The 18415-nt window shown below is 37.2% G+C and carries 18 protein-coding genes; 10 read left to right on the plus strand and 8 right to left on the minus strand.

All coding sequences use genetic code 11. The features are described 5' to 3' along the window. Window positions 1–180: 180 nt before the first annotated feature. From JEM65_RS05305 to aat, 3 genes are all read left to right on the plus strand, one after another. Complete coding sequence (locus JEM65_RS05305) at window positions 181–1050, plus strand: flavin reductase family protein (RefSeq protein WP_199597850.1); 870 nt, start codon at window positions 181–183, stop codon at window positions 1048–1050. Between the two features lie 69 nt (window positions 1051–1119). Beyond that, window positions 1120–1497, plus strand: coding sequence for a DUF3127 domain-containing protein (locus JEM65_RS05310; protein WP_199597852.1), 378 nt, complete (start codon window positions 1120–1122; stop codon window positions 1495–1497). A gap of 400 nt (window positions 1498–1897) precedes the next feature. Then, a complete protein-coding gene (aat, locus tag JEM65_RS05315; RefSeq protein ID WP_199597859.1) occupies window positions 1898–2521 on the plus strand; it encodes a leucyl/phenylalanyl-tRNA--protein transferase in 624 nt (207 codons plus the stop codon). Window positions 2522–2575: 54 nt separating this feature from the next. Here aat and JEM65_RS05320 read toward each other — a convergent pair whose 3' ends face one another. Continuing rightward, window positions 2576–3139: a DNA-3-methyladenine glycosylase I gene (locus JEM65_RS05320; RefSeq protein ID WP_199597861.1), complete on the minus strand. Its 564-nt coding sequence runs from the start codon at window positions 3137–3139 to the stop codon at window positions 2576–2578. 90 nt (window positions 3140–3229) lie between these two features. On the opposite strand from JEM65_RS05320, the gene JEM65_RS05325 reads away from it, so the two are divergent. Continuing rightward, window positions 3230–3850, plus strand: coding sequence for a thioredoxin family protein (locus JEM65_RS05325; protein ID WP_199597863.1), 621 nt, complete (start codon window positions 3230–3232; stop codon window positions 3848–3850). Window positions 3851–3945: 95 nt separating this feature from the next. Here JEM65_RS05325 and JEM65_RS05330 read toward each other — a convergent pair whose 3' ends face one another. From JEM65_RS05330 to JEM65_RS05350, 5 genes are all read right to left on the minus strand, one after another. Then, window positions 3946–4731 carry an energy transducer TonB family protein gene (locus JEM65_RS05330; RefSeq protein WP_199597864.1) on the minus strand — a complete coding sequence of 262 codons (786 nt, stop codon included), beginning with the start codon at window positions 4729–4731 and terminating at the stop codon, window positions 3946–3948. Between the two features lie 216 nt (window positions 4732–4947). Then, on the minus strand, window positions 4948–5643 hold the full coding sequence (gene truB, locus JEM65_RS05335; RefSeq protein WP_199597867.1) for a tRNA pseudouridine(55) synthase TruB: 696 nt from the start codon (window positions 5641–5643) through the stop codon (window positions 4948–4950). Next, complete coding sequence (gene uppP, locus JEM65_RS05340) at window positions 5643–6440, minus strand: undecaprenyl-diphosphatase UppP (RefSeq protein WP_199597875.1); 798 nt, start codon at window positions 6438–6440, stop codon at window positions 5643–5645. The genes truB and uppP overlap by 1 nt, the downstream gene beginning before the upstream one ends. 65 nt (window positions 6441–6505) lie before the next feature. Then, window positions 6506–6775 (minus strand): DUF3098 domain-containing protein, encoded by a 270-nt coding sequence (locus JEM65_RS05345; protein ID WP_199597988.1) that lies wholly within the window; start codon window positions 6773–6775, stop codon window positions 6506–6508. 128 nt (window positions 6776–6903) lie between these two features. Continuing rightward, window positions 6904–7782: a cell division protein FtsX gene (locus JEM65_RS05350; RefSeq protein ID WP_199597877.1), complete on the minus strand. Its 879-nt coding sequence runs from the start codon at window positions 7780–7782 to the stop codon at window positions 6904–6906. A 242-nt stretch (window positions 7783–8024) separates the two neighbouring features. Here JEM65_RS05350 and JEM65_RS05355 point away from each other — a divergent pair, with 242 nt between their 5' ends. The 4 genes from JEM65_RS05355 (at window position 8025) to JEM65_RS05370 (ending at window position 13879) form a co-directional block, all read left to right on the plus strand. Next, complete coding sequence (locus JEM65_RS05355) at window positions 8025–8579, plus strand: porin family protein (protein ID WP_199597879.1); 555 nt, start codon at window positions 8025–8027, stop codon at window positions 8577–8579. 305 nt (window positions 8580–8884) lie between these two features. Then, entirely contained in the window at window positions 8885–11914 is a 3030-nt protein-coding gene (locus JEM65_RS05360) for a leucine--tRNA ligase (RefSeq protein ID WP_199597887.1), read from the plus strand. A 438-nt stretch (window positions 11915–12352) separates the two neighbouring features. After that, window positions 12353–13045, plus strand: coding sequence for a zinc metallopeptidase (locus tag JEM65_RS05365; protein ID WP_199597989.1), 693 nt, complete (start codon window positions 12353–12355; stop codon window positions 13043–13045). Between the two features lie 108 nt (window positions 13046–13153). Next, the gene (locus tag JEM65_RS05370; RefSeq protein ID WP_199597889.1) at window positions 13154–13879 is read left to right on the plus strand and encodes a Bax inhibitor-1/YccA family protein; all 726 of its coding nucleotides are present in this window, start codon (window positions 13154–13156) and stop codon (window positions 13877–13879) included. 316 nt (window positions 13880–14195) lie between these two features. Here the strand turns inward: JEM65_RS05370 and JEM65_RS05375 are convergent, their stop codons facing one another. After that, a complete protein-coding gene (locus JEM65_RS05375; protein ID WP_199597891.1) occupies window positions 14196–14666 on the minus strand; it encodes an Lrp/AsnC family transcriptional regulator in 471 nt (156 codons plus the stop codon). A 57-nt stretch (window positions 14667–14723) separates the two neighbouring features. Then, a complete protein-coding gene (locus JEM65_RS05380; protein ID WP_199597893.1) occupies window positions 14724–16088 on the minus strand; it encodes a saccharopine dehydrogenase family protein in 1365 nt (454 codons plus the stop codon). 85 nt (window positions 16089–16173) lie between these two features. On the opposite strand from JEM65_RS05380, the gene JEM65_RS05385 reads away from it, so the two are divergent. Beyond that, window positions 16174–16569 carry a DUF423 domain-containing protein gene (locus JEM65_RS05385; RefSeq protein WP_199597895.1) on the plus strand — a complete coding sequence of 132 codons (396 nt, stop codon included), beginning with the start codon at window positions 16174–16176 and terminating at the stop codon, window positions 16567–16569. 61 nt (window positions 16570–16630) lie between these two features. Further along, complete coding sequence (gene pckA / locus JEM65_RS05390; RefSeq protein WP_199597896.1) at window positions 16631–18247, plus strand: phosphoenolpyruvate carboxykinase (ATP); 1617 nt, start codon at window positions 16631–16633, stop codon at window positions 18245–18247. Window positions 18248–18415 lie beyond the last annotated feature (168 nt).

Raw genomic sequence — 18415 nt, forward strand, 5'->3', positions numbered from 1 at the left:
ATACATTAGTAGTTTTAAATATAGGTAAAGAAATCAGCAAATGGAAAATCTTTGAAGCTATAATTTTAGTGCGCTATTTAACTAATGCAATTATGTTGATATTATTGTATGAATCTTGCGCAAAATCATTTTTATAGGTTTAACAATATGGTTACATTTGCATCACATAATATTTTTTAGATGGTAACATTTGATCCTAAAGACCTCTCTACTGGTAGATTACATGGTTATTTGCTGAGTGCTATAGCACCACGGCCAATAGCGTTCGCAAGTACTGTAGATGTAGATGGGAATCCGAATTTATCACCGTTTAGTTTTTTTAATGTATTTAGCGCCAATCCGCCAATACTCATTTTTTCGCCTGCGAGACGGGTTAGAGATAATAGCGTAAAACACACATTGGATAATGTGGAAGCTACTAAAGAGGTGGTTATTAACGTTGTTAATTATGAGTTGGTGCACCAAGCTTCATTAAGTAGCACGGAGTATGCAAAAGGAGTTAACGAGTTTGACAAGGCTGGTTTGACCATGTTAAAATCAGATCTTGTAAAACCATTTAGAGTTGCAGAGTCGCCTATACAAATGGAGTGCAAGGTCAACGACATTATTAAATTGGGTACTGAGGGCGGAGCTGGTAATTTGGTAATTTGTGAGGTTGTAAAGCTTCATATTTCTGAAGACGTTTTGGATGGGAATCAAATGATTATTCAGGAAAAATTAGATTTGGTAGCAAGAGCGGGTGGTAGTTATTACAACCGTGCTAAAAACGGTTTTTTTGAGATTCCAAAACCATTGCAAACACTTGGTATAGGAATTGATGCGATGCCAGATGAGATTAAAAATAGCATGATTTTTACAGGTAATGATTTAGGGATGTTGGGTAATGTTGAAGTACTTCCCACTCCTGAAATTATTGCAGATTTTGTAAAAAGTGTTGGAGAGCATCATGCTAATATTAATGAAATGACGCATAGAGAAAAACATAAAATGGCCCAGAGCTATCTGAGTTATGGCGATGTTGAAAGTGCGTGGAAATTGTTGTTGTCGTAAGTTCGATAATAACAATACGTAATAAAAAATAAGAGAATAGTAATTACAATAGAAATAAAAAACAGTCAAATGGAAGTACAAGGAAAAATCAAAATGGTAGGAGAAACCCAAACTTTTGGAAGTAACGGGTTCAGAAAAAGAGAAGTGGTAGTGACTACAGAAGAACAATATCCTCAGCATATAATGGTAGAGTTCGTACAAGATAAGACAGATTTGTTAAACAGCTACCAAGTAGGTCAGAACGTAAAAGTGAGCATCAATTTGAGAGGAAGAGAATGGGTGAATCCACAAGGTGAAACCAAATATTTTAACTCTATCCAAGGATGGCGTATTGAAGGTGTACAAGAAGGTGCTTCTGGTGGCGGCATGCCTCCTGTAGCTCCAGCTGAAGCATTTCAACCAGCAAACGATTTAAACGAAGATGATCACGACGATCTTCCGTTCTAAATTAACAGAATTTTACACTTTTGAAAATTAGTTTTTATAAATTTTCAGAATGTGAACATTCATTAAAAAAACCTCGATGTTGATAGCATTGAGGTTTTTTTCGTGATATTTAACTTTAAAAATAATGAGTGTCCGGTAAAAAAGATTAAAAGTTTACATACCCCAATAAAAGCAAGATGTAGTACGATATTTTTAAAATGGCACCTTGCTTTTTAAACCAATTTTACTTCGAGTAATAGGGCAAATTTAATTTAGAATATCGCGTGTTTCTCAGTAAGGTGCAATCAAGTCTTTGTTCTTTTCCCGATGGCTATCGGGACTAGAAGCGCAGCGCCTGCCTGCCGGCAAGGCAGGGTCTTAATTATTTATCGGACACTCATGTTTAAAACAATAAATTTGAATGGTAGTATTGTCAGATAAGCTCGAGTTCCCAGATGTTTCCAGAGCCACTTCAGAGGGGTTGCTTGCTATTGGTGGCGACTTGTCTGCGGAGCGCCTCATTCTGGCCTATAAAAGCGGTATTTTCCCGTGGTTTGACGATGATGAAGTGATTCTATGGTGGTCTCCAAGTCCGCGGTTTGTGTTGTTTCCTGACCGGTTAAAAGTCTCCAAAAGTATGCGCCAATTTTTAAGGAACACAGATTTTACGGTCACGGTCAATACAGATTTTCTAACGGTTATTACAGAATGTTCCAAAGCAAAACGCTCAGGGCAGCCAGGTACGTGGATTACGGAAGATATGATCAGGGCCTACAACCAGCTCCATCTGTTAGGATATGCAACTTCTGTTGAAGTATGGCAACATAATCAATTGGTAGGAGGTCTGTATGGTGTCGACTTGGGCAACGGTGTATTTTGTGGCGAAAGCATGTTTGCCAAGGTAAGTAATGCGAGTAAAGTAGCCTTTATCACCTTTGTGCAGAATACCAATTATAAACTAATTGATTGCCAAGTGTACACCAGGCATTTAGAAAGTTTGGGTGCCGAGGAAATTGATAGGGATGAGTTTTTGAGGTATTTATAAAATTCGGAGCTAAAAATTTAAAATAGTAAAGTTTGCATTTTTCTATTCAAGTCACTAAACTTCCCCATATCTCAAACAATTCACCTCATGATCATTGATCATTCCGGTGGCTTGCATGTGTGCATACATCACTGTAGAGCCCACAAATTTAAAACCTCGCTTTTTTAAATCATTGCTAATGGTATCGCTTAGGGCTGTTGTTGGAGGTGCTTCTTTATAATTTTTAACGGTGTTTTTTATGGGTTTGCCATCCACAAAACCCCAAATATAATTTGAAAACGAACCAAATTCTTCTTGAACTTTTATAAAGGCTTGGGCATTGGTAACAGCCGAATGTACTTTTAATTTGTTTCTGATAATGCCTGCATCCTGAAGCAGATTGTCTATTTTATCCTGGTTGTAGGACGCTATTTTTTTATAATCAAAATTGTCAAAAGCAGCTCTAAAGTTTTCACGCTTCTTTAAAATGGTAATCCAGCTCAAACCGGCCTGGAAGGTTTCAAGGATCAAAAATTCAAAAAGGGTGTCGTCATCTTTAACAGGAACGCCCCATTCAAGATCGTGATATTGCTCATAGAGCGCATCGCCTTTACACCAACCACATCTGTGTTTTTCCATTTTGTAAGGTATTTTGTTTAATGCCACTAATGTAACAACAGTTACTTAAGATTGTTTTAATTTGAGTTAAATTTGCACAAAAATATAATCATGGATACAATTACACACAACATTAACAATATACTAAAAACTAGCTTAAACAGCAGCATGTTTTATGCGGACTATAGATCTTTAATGGGCGAGTTGGTGGAAACCCATTCAACCACAGGATTGGACCCAAGTGTGGACATGGTGGGGTACACTATTTTAAATGAGCAACGGATGAAACGTTGGGATAAAACTCTAAAAGTATCAGTAGAAGCTCAAGAAAAGATAGCAAGTTTTAAAGGTGATGTGACGTGGTTGGTATTGACCGAGAGCTGGTGCGGTGATGCGGCACATGTTATTCCTGTTATCAATAAGGTAGCCGAATTAAGCCCAAATATCGATTTGAAATTGGTTGTACGTGACGAAAATGAAGATTTAATGCAGCAGTTTTTGACCAATGGTGGAAAATCAATTCCTAAGTTGATTATGATTGACAATGGTTCAGGGGAAGTTTTGGATACTTTTGGTCCAAGACCAACCAGTGCTGCTAAATTAGTAGAAGATTATAAAGCAGAACACGGTATGATTACTGAAGAATTTAAGGAAATCTTACAAGCGTGGTACAATAAAGATAAAGGTCAGAATACTATTGAAGACTTATTGACAATCTTAGGGGTTTCTTAAATTTCAATTTACAGATTCCAAGAGTTTTTTTAAGGAGTTTTTATCTTCCGGCAGGGAGGTGATAACTCCTTTTTGCAATTCTAGATGCGGTTGGTTTAATTTTTTCCTTTAAAATAATAGGTAATGGACCCAATTTGCTTGGTTTTAGAGGCGTCTGGACTAAAACGCGCATCATTCGCATACTGTAGCGCACTGTCAATTAAACATGCGTTTTTTGAGGTGGAGGAGTTGTTCACGTAGGCATCAATAACTTCTCCAGATGCATTTACCGTAATGTTGATGACTACTTTCCCGCTGTCCTCACACAAGTAAACTGGAGGAGGTAAGTGTTTATCCTTGCGGTTTACCAAACTATAAGACACGCTACTATTGGTGTTAACAGAGGAGTTACTCGCTAAATTATTAGTGGAATTATTACCGTTTGATTTGGCCGAGGCACGCTTTTTGGCAGAACGCATTGCAATGACATTATTAATTTTACTGTACGAAGAAAGCTCGTTTTCACTCACCGAATGCTCTTCAGTAGCCGGTGTGTTTTCTACATCAGTAACTTCTTCTGGTACTTCAGTGTCTTCAGTTTCTGTCTGTTTAGAGTTCTTGTCAAGCTCATTAGAATTAACCGACTTGAAGTTTTTCATGATCTCTTTAAAATCATTTGCAGAATTGTAAGCTTTGTTGGTTTCTGAAATATTAGGATCATTCATAGCCATCTCCTCAAGGATTTTTTGTTCTTCAGGTGATGGAGTTGGCGGCAATTCATAATAGCTTTCAGCCATTACATCTGCCTGTTTTTTAATGCCAATGGCAAACATAGCAAGTATAAGGGTACCGCTGATAAGGGCGGTAATGATAAAGGCTTTATGTTTTTCTATAAATTCCAAAAAAAAGATATGTTTAATAGGTTCGAATGCGTTGCATTGATATATACGTCAAAATAGGAAAAAAAGATCAAAAAACCATAAACTCTATCAGACCAAGTGCTTTCTTGTAAAATTGAAATTGATGACCTGATAATTTCTTAAATTTAATCATAGGTTCGATCGCTCACCCTAAATTTATAACTCTAGAGGTTCTAGGTACTAAAGAAGTATCAATAATTATTCCGAAGGAAGAGCTTTGATGAAATTTTCTACGGTTACCGCATCGTCAACATCAAAATCGCCAATTTTTGTTCGTCTTAGGTCCGATAAATGAGCGCCAGAATGAAGTGCTTTTCCAAAATCGTTGGCCAAAGATCTAATATAGGTGCCTTTGCTACAAACAATCCTGAAATCAACTTCGAGTTGCTCAATTCGTGTAATTTCAAATTCTGAAATGTGGACTTGTCGCGACGGAATGTCCACCGCTTCACCCGCTCTTGCATATTCGTACAAGCGTTTGCCGTCTTTTTTAAGTGCAGAAAATACTGGAGGAAATTGGGAAATGTCCCCAATAAATTGTTGGGTTGCTTTATAGATTGATTCTTCAGTTACATGATCTGTAGGGTAGGTGTGATCCACTTCTGTTTCTAAATCATAGGAGGGTGTGGTGTCTCCTAAAACAAAAGTGCCTGTATATTCCTTTATCTGTGCTTGAAAACTATCAATGTTTTTGGTCATTTTACCCGTGCAAATTACCAATAAACCTGTTGCCAAAGGATCTAAAGTTCCGGCATGTCCAACTTTTATTTTTTTGATGTTGAAAGTACGTCGAATCTCCCAACGCAATTTATTGACCACTTGAAAGGACGTCCAATGTAGTGGTTTGTCAATTAATAAAACTTGACCTGTAAGGTAATCTTCAGCTGTGACCATTAGTTGTTATATAGTGAAAAGATAATCGCAATTAACCCAATCACAACGCAGTAAATGGCAAAATAAGTCAACTTGCTTTTCTTAACCAATTTGATCATCCACGTACACGCAAATAATCCTGAAACAAAAGCAGCGATAAATCCAACCAGTAGCGGTAATGAACCTGAGCTTTCATAGGAGATTTCACCACTTAAAGCATCTTTGGCCATTTTGCCAAAAATTAATGGCACAACCATCAAAAAAGAAAAACGCGCTGCTTTACCTTTATCGTTCCCTAAAAGGACTGAGGTGGAAATCGTAGCTCCCGAACGTGAGATTCCAGGCAGCATTGCAATAGCTTGAGAAATGCCAATGATAAAAGCATTGCTGAAACTCACTTTTTTGTCAGTATCCTTAGCTTTATCTGCTAAAAATAAAAGCAGTGCGGTGACTAATAACATGTATCCCACAAATAAGATATTGTTTCCAAAAAGAGATTCTAATTCTTCTTCAAATAATAATCCGATAACAACTGCAGGAATCATGGAGAGCGCAATTTTTGCAGCAAACTGCATATCGTCATTCCATTCAAACTTTAAGATACCTTTTAGGATGCTCCAAATATCTTTCCTAAATACAACAATGGTACTTAAAGCTGTAGCAAAATGCAGCACCACTGTAAAGAGCAAGCTTTCTTTAGCTTCAAAATTATCACCTAGAATAGCCTTTCCAATTTCCAAATGACCGCTGGAGGATACAGGTAAAAATTCTGTAAGACCTTGTATAATGCCTAAAATTATAGCTTCTAATAAATCCATAGGGTACTCGGGTGTAAGTTTTTGGGGTCCAATTTTGAGAAATAAGGACAGTATTTAAGGGGAGTTTAAGTCTTTGGAGCTTCGTCTTTGTTGGGGTTCAATAAAATGGCATATATCTGAACGCCAAAACCAATCAGCACTAGTGTGGGGGCCAATCGGATGCGTCTCCAATTAAAAATTTCAGGATTAAAGACATTGGGGTCGTCACTACCACCACCAGACATGAGTATAAAACCTAAGGCGATAATGCCCAAGCCAATTAGCATAAATTTGTAATTTTTCCTTCCGAAAATGAAATTGTTATTAGCGCTTTCTTTGCGTTTTTTTTCTCCCATGACAATTGCAATAATAATAGGCTGCAAATTAACGGTTTTATTTAAAGCTTTTTGTTAATAGTATCTAAATACTTGGGTTTTACCATAGATTTTAAAACCTTCCAGTCAAGTCAGTTGACAAACAGGTTTTAATAATACAGTGCATCCGTCTTCAAATTTAAAAAACGTTGCGTCGCAATAAACGTGCTGATCCATGTAATGAGAATCCCCAAAAGGAAAATACCAGCAAACAGTCCGCCAAGTAATATTGGGTTGGATAATAGTTGCAGTTCTAAGAAGCTTTGATTGAGATAGTACAATACAATACCCATTCCGATCAATGCGATAATGGCACCAATGATCCCCAACTGTACACTCTTATAGATAAAAGGTCTGCGGATAAATGATTTTGTTGCCCCCACCATTTGCATGGTTTTAATGATAAAACGTTTAGAATACACTGCCAGTCTAATAGAACTATTAATCAGCAACACGGCAATTAAGGTAAATATGGCGCTAATGACCAACACCCAAAAGGTGATTTTTTTAACATTGTCATTCATCAATTCCACCAAATCATTATCATACCGAATTTCTTCAATAAACTTTTTGTTGGATAATTCTTCAGTAATAGAGAGTAAGGTTTCTGTAGTAACAAAATCGGCTTTTAAATGCACATCAATGGAGTTTTGCAGCGGATTGTAGCCCACAAAATCCATAAAATCCTCACCTGTTTCAGCTTTCATAGATTCGGCAGCAGCTTCCTTGGACACGTATTCTGTGCTTTTGGTATATTCTGCCATTGCCAAACTTTTTTCAAGCTGGTTTACTTCAACTTCTTTTGCAGAATCGTTTAAATAGATGGTTACAACTACCTGTTCCTTAAAGTGATCAGCAACTTTTTTGGCATTCAAAACCAAAAGTCCCAAACATCCCAATAAAAATAGGACCAATGCAATACTAATTACTACAGAAAAGTAGGACGAAATTAACTTACGTTTTTGATATCTGTCAAAAGATGTACTCATACAATTTTAGTTGAAGTTGTAAAAATATAAAAGAAATCTGTTCCCTTTGGGTTTACAACGTTTAAAATTTCAATACTGTTGTATTAAGTGGACGCTTTGATCAATTGGGTTCCAATAATTGGCATTATAGATAGTTATAAATAGGAATTAGATTTAATTTTATATTTTAGGAGATCATAGAATGCAATATTATTTTTAATTTTTTGTTTGCTAAGTGCATCCTATGATAAATTTTAGCGATTATGAATAGAATTTTAATTGTTGCAGTGTTGACCATATTAGGCTTTTCGGACTATAGTAACGCACAAGAAATCAATTTTGGGGCCAAGGCGGGTCTTAACATCACAAACCTCAATGGTGGTCATACCGAGGGAGATCATAGTATTGGTTTTCATCTTGGCTTTATTTCAGAATTTATTTTCAGAAGGGGGCGTTTTGGGGTTCAACCTGAGTTTCTCTATTCTAGCCAAGGTTCAAAAGCAAGAGATGGATATAAAACAACCTTAGATTACGTTTCCGTACCGCTCCTATTTAAGTTTTTTCCTATTAAGGCCCTAAGTTTCGAAGCTGGTCCACAAGCCTCTTTTCTTGTAAATGACAAAAGAGAATTTTCAGATGACCTTGAGACCGAAACGGAAACTGGCGCTGAAAATTTTGATCTAGGTGTCAATCTCGGTTTGGGATACCAGCTTAAATACAATCTTTTTGTTCAGGCACGGTATCATTACGGCATAAAAAAAGTTTTGGGCGATCTCCATAACAGTGTGTTTCAATTTTCTCTAGGATATAAATTCTAATCCAAAAAAAATCTAAATCTACAAAGCGTCTAAGAATTTCATCACGCTATTTTTGTTTTAAATAGTTGTGTGCTGTTTAATAGGCAGTTTAGGCGCTAATTCTTAAATTTGCGCCTCTAATTTGATTCAGTGTAGGAAGATTAGTATTGCAATTTTTTTATTTGCAATAACAGAACTATAAGCTATTGTTATTTGAAAAAGTTAATATCTTCTCTGGTTTGGGCTTTCTTTGGAAGAAGCATCAGTTAAGAGCAATTGAAAATAAAAGGAATAAACTAAAGATACCTGTGTTTACAGGCGTTAATATGAATTACAATTTCAACGAGATAGAAAAAAAATGGCAAGACCATTGGGCAAAAAATCAAACGTTTAAAGCCGATAATTTTAGTGATACCCCAAAATATTATGTGTTGGACATGTTTCCTTACCCTAGTGGGGCAGGACTGCACGTTGGACATCCATTAGGGTATATTGCGAGCGATATTTATGCGCGTTACAAACGTCATAAAGGCTTTAACGTGTTGCATCCCCAAGGTTATGACAGCTTTGGTTTGCCTGCAGAACAGTATGCCATCCAAACTGGGCAGCATCCTGCGGTTACTACTGAAGAAAATATTAAAACCTATCGGCGTCAATTAGATCAAATAGGATTTTCATTTGATTGGAGTAGGGAAGTCAGAACTTCTGATCCATCATATTACAAATGGACCCAATGGATTTTTATTCAATTGTTTGAATCTTGGTATTGTAAACATGCCGATAAAGCTTTTCATATTTCAGAATTAATAAAAGTATTTTCTGAAGAAGGAAACGAGGGCGTAGAAGCGATATGTGATGATAATGTTGAAATATTTTCTTCTTCCGAATGGAATGCTTTCGATGCTACAAAACAGCAAGAGATTCTTCTTAAATACAGAATGACCTATTTGGCGGAAACTGAAGTCAACTGGTGCCCTGCTTTAGGAACTGTCTTGGCAAATGACGAAATTGTCAATGGTGTTTCTGAACGTGGGGGTCATACCGTGATGAGAAAGAAAATGACCCAATGGAGCATGCGAATTTCTGCTTATGCTGAACGTTTATTGCAAGGTTTGGATCAAATTGATTGGACAGAATCGCTAAAAGAAAGCCAGCGCAACTGGATTGGAAAATCGGTGGGTGCCAGTGTGACGTTCAAGGTTATTCCGAATGACTCGTCCGGCGCCGTCGAGACGTCTCATAAGATTGATGTTTTTACAACACGACCTGATACCATTTTTGGGGTGAGTTTTATGACCTTGGCTCCAGAACATGACTTAGTTTCAAAAATCACTACTGGTGAACAGAAACCGGAAGTGGAAGCCTATATAAAAGCTACTTCAAAACGTAGTGAGCGCGACCGTATGGCAGATGTCAAAACCATTACAGGGGCTTTTACAGGTGCTTATGCTGAGCATCCTTTTACCAAAGAACCGATTCCGGTTTGGATTGGCGATTACGTATTGGCAGGTTATGGAACAGGCGCCGTAATGTCGGTGCCCTGTGGTGACCAGCGGGACTACGATTTTGCAAAACATTTTGACATTCCGATTCCTAATATTTTTGAAGGCATTGATATTTCTGAAGAAGCCTACGGCGCGAAGGAAAATGTTGTTATTGCCAATTCCGACTTTTTAAACGGATTGCCGTATAAAGAAGCTACAAAAAAAGCCATTTTAGAACTTGAAAAATTAAACCAAGGAGAAGGAAAAACCAATTACCGCCTCCGCGATGCTGTGTTTTCGCGTCAGCGGTATTGGGGTGAGCCATTCCCGGTGTATTACGTCAACGGCATGCCACAAATGATTGATAAAAAACATTTGCCAATCCGTTTGCCTGAAGTAGAAAAATATTTACCTACTGAAACCGGCGAGCCACCTTTAGGACGCGCTGATGTGTGGGCTTGGAGTACGGAAAGCAACACTGTGGTTGCTAATGAGAATATCAATCACACCACTGTTTTTCCATTGGAGTTGAACACGATGCCAGGTTGGGCAGGGAGTTCTTGGTATTTCTTTAGATATATGGATGCTCAAAACGATGAGGTTTTTGCCAGTGAAGAGGCGCTCAACTATTGGGAAAGTGTCGATTTATATATTGGAGGAAGTGAACATGCCACGGGTCATTTGCTTTACTCTCGTTTTTGGGTAAAATTCTTAAAGGACAGAGGTTTTGTAAGTATTGAAGAGCCTTTTAAAAAGCTGATCAACCAAGGAATGATCTTGGGGACGAGTGCTTTGGCTTTTAAACATATTGTCGATTATGATTTTTTAATTAAATATTTAGATATAAATGGTTCTATCATTTCTAATGAACCAATAAGTATTTCGGAAGAAGTCTTAATTGAGCAAGACCTTATTAATGACGATGGTGTTGACGGTAGAATAGAAACAGAAATAATGAAGAAAGTAAGGCGTAAATTGGAAGATTCAAGACCTAATATCTCATTTGATTTAAAACCAAAACTTACGAGCTTTAGCCTTGCTATGCCTTTTCATATAGATGTAAATATTGTAAACTCTTCAGATGAACTAGATATTCGGGCATTCAAAAACCATCCTTTGTATCAAGATTACAACGAATCAATTTTTATTACTGAAGAAACAGATATTTACAAAGTTTCCCGCGAAGTCGAAAAAATGTCCAAATCCAAATACAACGTGGTCAATCCAGACCAGATTGTAAAAGATTATGGCGCAGACAGTCTTAGATTATACGAGATGTTCCTTGGACCGTTAGAACAAGCAAAACCTTGGAATACCGCCGGAATTACTGGCGTTCATAGTTTCCTTAAAAAACTATGGAAATTGTATGTGGGGGAAAATCGTTTAAATGTTACTACTACCGAACCAACAAAAGACAACTTAAAAACATTGCATAAAACCATCAAAAAGGTGGAAGAAGACATTGAAAACTTTTCGTTCAACACATCCGTATCAACCTTTATGATTGCAGTTAATGAATTGACAGCTCAAAAGTGTACGAGTAAGGCCGTGTTAGAACCGTTTTTAATACTACTCTCATCTTATGCGCCTCATATAACGGAAGAATTGTGGAATCAATTAGGATATAATGAATCTATTGCCACAGTGCCTTTTCCAGAATTTGATGCCAAGCATTTGGTAGAAAGCAGTAAAAATTACCCCATCTCTTTCAACGGAAAAATGAAATTTACCTTAGAACTGCCAATGGATATGAGCAAAGACGACATCGAAAAAACCGTCATGGCTCATGATAAAACCATTGCTCAATTAGAGGGCAGAACACCTAAAAAAATAATCATCGTTCCTGGAAAAATTGTGAATATTGTTGGTTAGATGTGCTCATGGAGAATTCTCCCTTGAGTGTCAGTAAACATCATAATGATTTAAGTTGATTCATTATAATAACCTGTATATTTCATCAAAAAGAAGCAAATATTTGTCTTTGTTCCGTGTAAATCAGCAAGATCTGCGGGACAATTTTTCCATACACTAAGTTGTTTTTCCCGCTGATTACAGAGATTTTCGCAGATTTTTATACGAGTATGACAAAAAACGGATATACAAATTCTCCTCCTTTTCAAGGAGGAGTGGCTTCTGTTTCAGAAAATAAACAGAAGACGAGGTGGTTTAAAGTGGCTATAGTAATTAATATCACTTTTTTTAAAAGCACTCTAGTTAAAAATAACTGACAAAATTACCTGATGTAAAATTGGCGTGCTTTTTGTTATCTTTAAATGAAATTTAAAACAAAATAAAATGGGAGGAATAGGCATGGGCTATTGGGTTTTAATTGGTGGTATTGCACTAATTAGCTGGTTGGTAAGCAATCAATTAAAAAAGAAATTCAAAAAATATTCGCAAGTTCATTTAAGAAATGGAATGAGCGGAAAGGAAATTGCTGAAAAAATGCTCGCTGATAATGGCATCACTGATGTGGAAGTTATTTCCGTAAAAGGACAATTAACTGACCATTATAATCCAGCAAATAAAACGGTTAATTTAAGTGAATCTGTTTATATGCAGCGTAATGCTGCTGCGGCCGCCGTTGCTGCCCACGAATGTGGACATGCGGTGCAACACGCGCAAGCGTATAGCGCCTTAAAATTGCGTTCCGCTTTGGTTCCTGTAGTAAGTGTGACTTCAGGAATGTCACAATGGTTAGTTATTGGAGGTTTGATTCTTGGTGCCGCTGCTGGCGCCGGTTTTGGCTATTATATTGCCATTGCGGGATTAGTGTTTATGAGCTTCGCAACCTTGTTTAGTTTTATTACCTTACCGGTAGAATATGATGCCAGTAATAGAGCATTGGCTTGGTTAAAGGGAAAAAACATGTTGACGCCAGAAGAGTATAAAGGTTCAGAAGATGCACTTAAATGGGCTGCAAGAACGTATTTAGTAGCGGCAATTGGTGCTTTAGCTTCTTTATTATACTGGGCTATGCAAGTTTTTGGTAGTAGAAACTAACCGTTTTATAATATGATAATAGAAATAAGCCGAACGCAAATACTTGTTGTTCGGCTTATTATTTTTGCTATTTTTATCTTCTAACATAACGAAACACATTTATTATTTATGGAACGACAACTTCCTGAGAGTCCTTTTGATAGTTTTGATGCGAAACTATTGGTGCATACTTCTGATGCTGAACGTGTCGACTTTTATAAGAAAACATACGGGCACGTGGCAGGCGGCGTTTTGGTCTTTATTGTATTTGAATATCTTTTATTACAAAGCGAAACCATTGTCAATTTTGCCTTGTCAATGACAGAAGGATATAAATGGCTCATTATGCTGGGAGGCTTTATGTTTATTACCAGTTATGCTGAACGAATGACCATGAAATCGCCTGATAAAAATAAACAATACTTAGCGTTCGGAATTTATATTCTGGCTCAAGCATTCATCTTCGTACCCCTAATTTATATCGCTGCGTTTTACATGGATTCTGGTCCTGAGATCTTAAACCAAGTTGCCATTGTCACTTTGGCGCTTTTTACGGGACTATCTGCCGTTGTATTTGTCAGTAAAAAAGACTTTTCATTCCTTAAAACAGGCTTGACCGTTGGCTTTTTTATTGCCATCGGATTGATTGTGGCAGGAATTTTATTCGGATTTAATCTCGGATTGTGGTTTTCTGTAGGGATGTGTCTATTGGCGGGCGGCTCCATTTTATACCAAACTTCCAATTTAGTGAACAAGTATTCTACTGAAGATTATATTCCTGCGGCTTTAGGACTTTTTGCCTCCTTGATGCTTTTGTTCTGGTATGTACTTCAGATTTTTATGTCGAGAGATTAAGCTATAATCACATCATAATAAAAAACTCCTGATATTTCAGGAGTTTTTTTATTAAAAAAAGGCCATCAGTGACCGGTAAAACAGGTGAAAAGTTTCAAACCCCCTTAAAGCATAATCTGGTTCGAGAACTTAAAAATAACACCTTGTTTTTGAAACCAATTTCACTAAGAGTGATTGGGCAAATTCCACTTTGAATAAGCATTGTTTATCAGTTAGTTATAATCAAATCTTTGTTCCCTGCCTGACTGGCAAGGGCAGGTTTATTCTATCAGCGCAGCGGTCTTAATTCTTTATCGGACAATAATGAGAAAAGATCTTAAATTTGAATCTGTCGGTCTATTTGCTGATTTAAGGAAATAAAGGTTTCTGTTCTTGAAACCCCGGCAATTGATTGAATTTCCTTATTGAGCAAATGCATCAAATGTTCGTTATCCTTACAAAGAATTTTTATTAGGATACTCCAGTTTCCTGTGGTGTAATGACATTCCAATACTTCAGGAATTTTTTGAAGTTGCTTTACTGCCTCTGGATTGCTCATAGCCTTGTCTAAATAAATACCGACAAATGCCATGGTAGTATACCCCAATACCTTCGGATTGATAACAAATTTAGAACCCGATATTAAACCTGATTTCTCTAGTTTTCTCAAGCGCTGATGTATAGCTGCCCCAGAGATGCCTACATTACGGGCTATTTCTAAAATAGGCGTTCTGGCATCTTCCATTAAGGCACGGAGGATCTTTTTATCGATCCCATCAATTTGTATATTTTGATTGACTATTTTCATGTTCACTTCCCATGAAGACGGGAATCTTTTTAATTTTAATCTTTCACTTGAAACCGCTTATGCATTTAATGGATTATATCCTAAATAGGGCACTTCTTTTTCGGTAAACTTGATATCAAACGCCTCTAGTTCTGATAGAATCGGGCCGTAGACTTCTTTAGTTATAGGTATTTGAACGCCAGGCGTCACAATAGTGCCATTTAAAATAGCCAATGTGGCTATTGCCAACGGGAGTCCAACGGTTTTTGCCATTGCTGTATAGGTCATGTCTTCACCAAGTGTGACCATAGTAGAGTCAATTTGATGCATCTTCCCGTTAAGTTCATACCCAAACTTGTGGTACATGACTAGCATATCTTTGTCGTCATTGTCAAGTGTCCAACTATCCATCAGTATTTTCTGAAGGATTTGTGCTGGAGTGGCTTTTATAAGACCCACCATTTTGTTTCGGTTAAAAATATCCAATTCTTCAAATTTCTCCCAAACAATATCGTCTTGATCAATTTTAAGCGACAATCTGAATTTCAATTCTACAGAATCTGTAGTGCTATACGGTAAAAACGCATTCACAAAATCCCGATAACTCATGTTTTCACTATCATCTATCGTATAGCTGTCGTCCGTCATTCCCAGTTGTACAAAGACATTCCATGCTCTACTGAATCCAACGCGGCGCATCGTGCCTCTGTATAGTGTTTTAATGTGATCTAAACCATAAACGCTCTGGTATTTAAGAGAATCTCTATTGGCATAGGCTTCAAAACGACCGTAACCATCCACTTCTAAAAATTCAGTTCTTCTAAATAAACGATGGTAAGGAATGTACTTATAATTGCCTTCCTGTATGAATTTTGCGGCACTACCTTGCCCGGCTACAACAACATTTCTTGGGTTCCACGTAAATTTATAGTTCCAGAGGTTGTTGTCGCTTTCAGGAGCAACCAATCCGCCAGCAAAAGATTCAAACAACACCATTTTGCCGCCTTTAGCCCTGATGCTGTCAATAACTTTCATGGCGCTCATATGGTCGATACCAGGATCTACACCAATCTCATTCATAAACACTAACCCTTTGTTTTTAGCAACCATGTCTAGATCTTCCATTTCTTTACTCACATAAGAAGCGGTGACCATGTTTTTACCGTAAGTAAGGCAATCTTTGGCGACTTCAATATGATATCTGGCAGGGAGCATTGAAATGACTATATCAGCATTCTCGATAGCATTTTGTCGTGATTGTTTATCAAATACATCTAAGGTAATAGCCTGGGCATGCTTATGATTATTAATAAGTTTGCTGGCGTTATGGATGTCGATATCACCAACTATGATATGAAGGTTTTCGGGTATTGATTTTTCCAGTAAATATTTTATGAGGTATGAAGAAGATTTTCCTGAACCTATGACTAATATTTTTCGCATAATGGGAATTCTTGAGTAGTTTTGTGTTTAATAAATACGAATTTACTAAATAACTCTTGTTTATTGAAGGCATTAATATAAATATATGAATAGAACGATCTTGATAACTGCAGCTGCTTTTGGCATCATCGCCATCGCTTTAGGTGCTTTTGGTGCGCATGGTTTAAAGCAATTAATTTCTATAGAGGCACAACAGACGTTTGAAACGGGTGTGCGTTATCAAATGTACCATGCATTGATGCTCTTATTTGTTGGAACGACAACGTTTTTGAAAGATAAATCAAAAACCATTATTTATTATTTGGTAGTCGTTGGAATACTATGTTTCTCAGGGTCAATCTATGGGTTGGCTACCATGGAGGTAACTGGTATTAACTTTAAAACCATAGGCTTTGTGACGCCAATTGGCGGGCTTTTCTTGATTATTGCATGGGTTCTCATGATGGTCGCTTTTTTAAAGGAGAAACGTTATAATTCTTAAAAAGAAGTGCATACTTTAAAATAATTGCTAATTTTGTAGCCACAAACAACACAATATTATTATGGCCAATAACACCCAAACTACGAAATCGATTTCGTTAGATGATTACGGTATTAAAAATGCCGAAGTACATTATCAACTGCACCCAGATAGACTTCATGACATTGCTATTGCCGAGGGGCAAGGTGTTGAAGCATCTTCTGGCGCGCTGGCAATAAACACTGGGGAATTCACAGGACGTTCACCCCAGGATCGTTTTATTGTTAAAGATGAGGTAACTAAAGACCGTGTATGGTGGGGAAATATCAACATTGCATTTGATCCAGATGATTTTCAAAAGTTGTATGATAAGGTGACGGATTATCTTTCAGGGAAAGAGGTTTTTGTAAGAGATAGCTACGCCTGTGCGGATGAAAATTACAAATTAAACATTCGAGTAATTACGGAATATGCCTGGAGCAATCAATTTGCGTATAACATGTTTTTGCGTCCAACAGAAAAAGAATTGGAAAACTTTACTCCAGAATGGACCATTGTCAACGCACCTGGTTTTATGGCAGATCCTGAAGTAGATAAAACACGTCAACATAACTTTGCAATCTTGGATTTTACAAGAAAGATTGCTTTAATAGGAGGAACAGGGTATACTGGAGAGATTAAAAAAGGAATTTTTTCTGCCTTGAATTTCATTCTGCCAGTATTTAAAAACACCTTACCAATGCATTGTAGTGCCAATGTAGGTAAAGATAATGACACTGCTATTTTCTTTGGCTTGTCAGGTACAGGAAAAACAACATTATCAGCAGATCCTAACAGACGTTTAATTGGCGATGATGAGCACGGATGGACTAAAGAAAATACCGTTTTCAATTTTGAAGGCGGATGCTATGCAAAGGTGATCAATCTCTGTGAAGAGAATGAACCTGATATCTTTAAAGCCATCAAGAAGGGTGCTATTTTGGAGAATGTCATTTTAGATGCTCATGGTCAAGTCGATTTTGACGATGTTTCTATCACACAAAATACACGTGTAAGTTATCCTTTAGATCATATTGAAAATACGTTAGTGCCTTCAATCGGTGAAAATCCTAAGAATATTTTCTTTTTAACAGCAGATGCCTTTGGAGTATTGCCTCCAATTTCAAAATTGACACCTAGTCAAGCTGCCTATCATTTTATTTCAGGCTATACGGCCAAGGTTGCTGGTACTGAAGCGGGAGTGGTGGAACCAGTACCAAATTTTTCAGCCTGTTTTGGTGCTCCTTTTATGCCGTTACATCCTGCCAAGTATGCTGAGATGTTAAGTAATAAAATTCAGGAAACCGGTGTTAATGTGTGGTTGGTAAACACAGGTTGGACTGGCGGACCTTACGGCGTAGGTACCAGAATGAAACTGAAATATACCAGAGCCATGATCAATGCGGTCTTAAACGGTGATTTGAAAGATTATACTTACGAAGATTATCATATCCATTCTGTATTTGGAGTGGCGCAGCCAAGATCTTGCCCAGGAGTTCCTACGGAAGTGTTGAGTCCAAGAACAACATGGAATGATGATGAAGCCTATTATACGACAGCATTTAAATTGTCTAATGCCTTTAGAGAGAATTTCAAGAAATTCGAAAGCTTTTCTAGTGAAGAAATCAGAAGAGGTGGCCCACAACGTTACGCGTTTTAATTAGTGAAACTCAATTTTTAAAAGTTGCGAAGCAATGAATTAAAAATTGTTAGTTGAACTAATCCCGCTTTTTAGCGGGATNNAAAAGGAACTTCTACTTGATACCTCGTACCCTTGGGTCGAGGTTGTTCATTCCACAGTTTCAATAAATATAAAAAGGCGATTCAA

Source organism: Gelidibacter salicanalis (genome assembly GCF_016469035.1).
Taxonomy (GTDB): domain Bacteria; phylum Bacteroidota; class Bacteroidia; order Flavobacteriales; family Flavobacteriaceae; genus Gelidibacter; species Gelidibacter salicanalis_A.

Bases quoted from the DNA above. Each gene is read 5' to 3' on its own strand.
- JEM65_RS05305 (WP_199597850.1), top strand. From the start codon at position 181: ATGGTAACATTTGATCCTAAAGACCTCTCTACTGGTAGATTACATGGT.
- JEM65_RS05310 (WP_199597852.1), top strand. From the start codon at position 1,120: ATGGAAGTACAAGGAAAAATCAAAATGGTAGGAGAAACCCAAACTTTT.
- aat (WP_199597859.1), top strand. From the start codon at position 1,898: ATGGTAGTATTGTCAGATAAGCTCGAGTTCCCAGATGTTTCCAGAGCC.
- JEM65_RS05320 (WP_199597861.1), bottom strand. From the start codon at position 3,139: ATGGAAAAACACAGATGTGGTTGGTGTAAAGGCGATGCGCTCTATGAG.
- JEM65_RS05325 (WP_199597863.1), top strand. From the start codon at position 3,230: ATGGATACAATTACACACAACATTAACAATATACTAAAAACTAGCTTA.
- truB (WP_199597867.1), bottom strand. From the start codon at position 5,643: ATGGTCACAGCTGAAGATTACCTTACAGGTCAAGTTTTATTAATTGAC.
- uppP (WP_199597875.1), bottom strand. From the start codon at position 6,440: ATGGATTTATTAGAAGCTATAATTTTAGGCATTATACAAGGTCTTACA.
- JEM65_RS05345 (WP_199597988.1), bottom strand. From the start codon at position 6,775: ATGGGAGAAAAAAAACGCAAAGAAAGCGCTAATAACAATTTCATTTTC.
- JEM65_RS05350 (WP_199597877.1), bottom strand. From the start codon at position 7,782: ATGAGTACATCTTTTGACAGATATCAAAAACGTAAGTTAATTTCGTCC.
- JEM65_RS05355 (WP_199597879.1), top strand. From the start codon at position 8,025: ATGAATAGAATTTTAATTGTTGCAGTGTTGACCATATTAGGCTTTTCG.
- JEM65_RS05360 (WP_199597887.1), top strand. From the start codon at position 8,885: ATGAATTACAATTTCAACGAGATAGAAAAAAAATGGCAAGACCATTGG.
- JEM65_RS05365 (WP_199597989.1), top strand. From the start codon at position 12,353: ATGGGCTATTGGGTTTTAATTGGTGGTATTGCACTAATTAGCTGGTTG.
- JEM65_RS05370 (WP_199597889.1), top strand. From the start codon at position 13,154: ATGGAACGACAACTTCCTGAGAGTCCTTTTGATAGTTTTGATGCGAAA.
- JEM65_RS05375 (WP_199597891.1), bottom strand. From the start codon at position 14,666: ATGAAAATAGTCAATCAAAATATACAAATTGATGGGATCGATAAAAAG.
- JEM65_RS05380 (WP_199597893.1), bottom strand. From the start codon at position 16,088: ATGCGAAAAATATTAGTCATAGGTTCAGGAAAATCTTCTTCATACCTC.
- JEM65_RS05385 (WP_199597895.1), top strand. From the start codon at position 16,174: ATGAATAGAACGATCTTGATAACTGCAGCTGCTTTTGGCATCATCGCC.
- pckA (WP_199597896.1), top strand. From the start codon at position 16,631: ATGGCCAATAACACCCAAACTACGAAATCGATTTCGTTAGATGATTAC.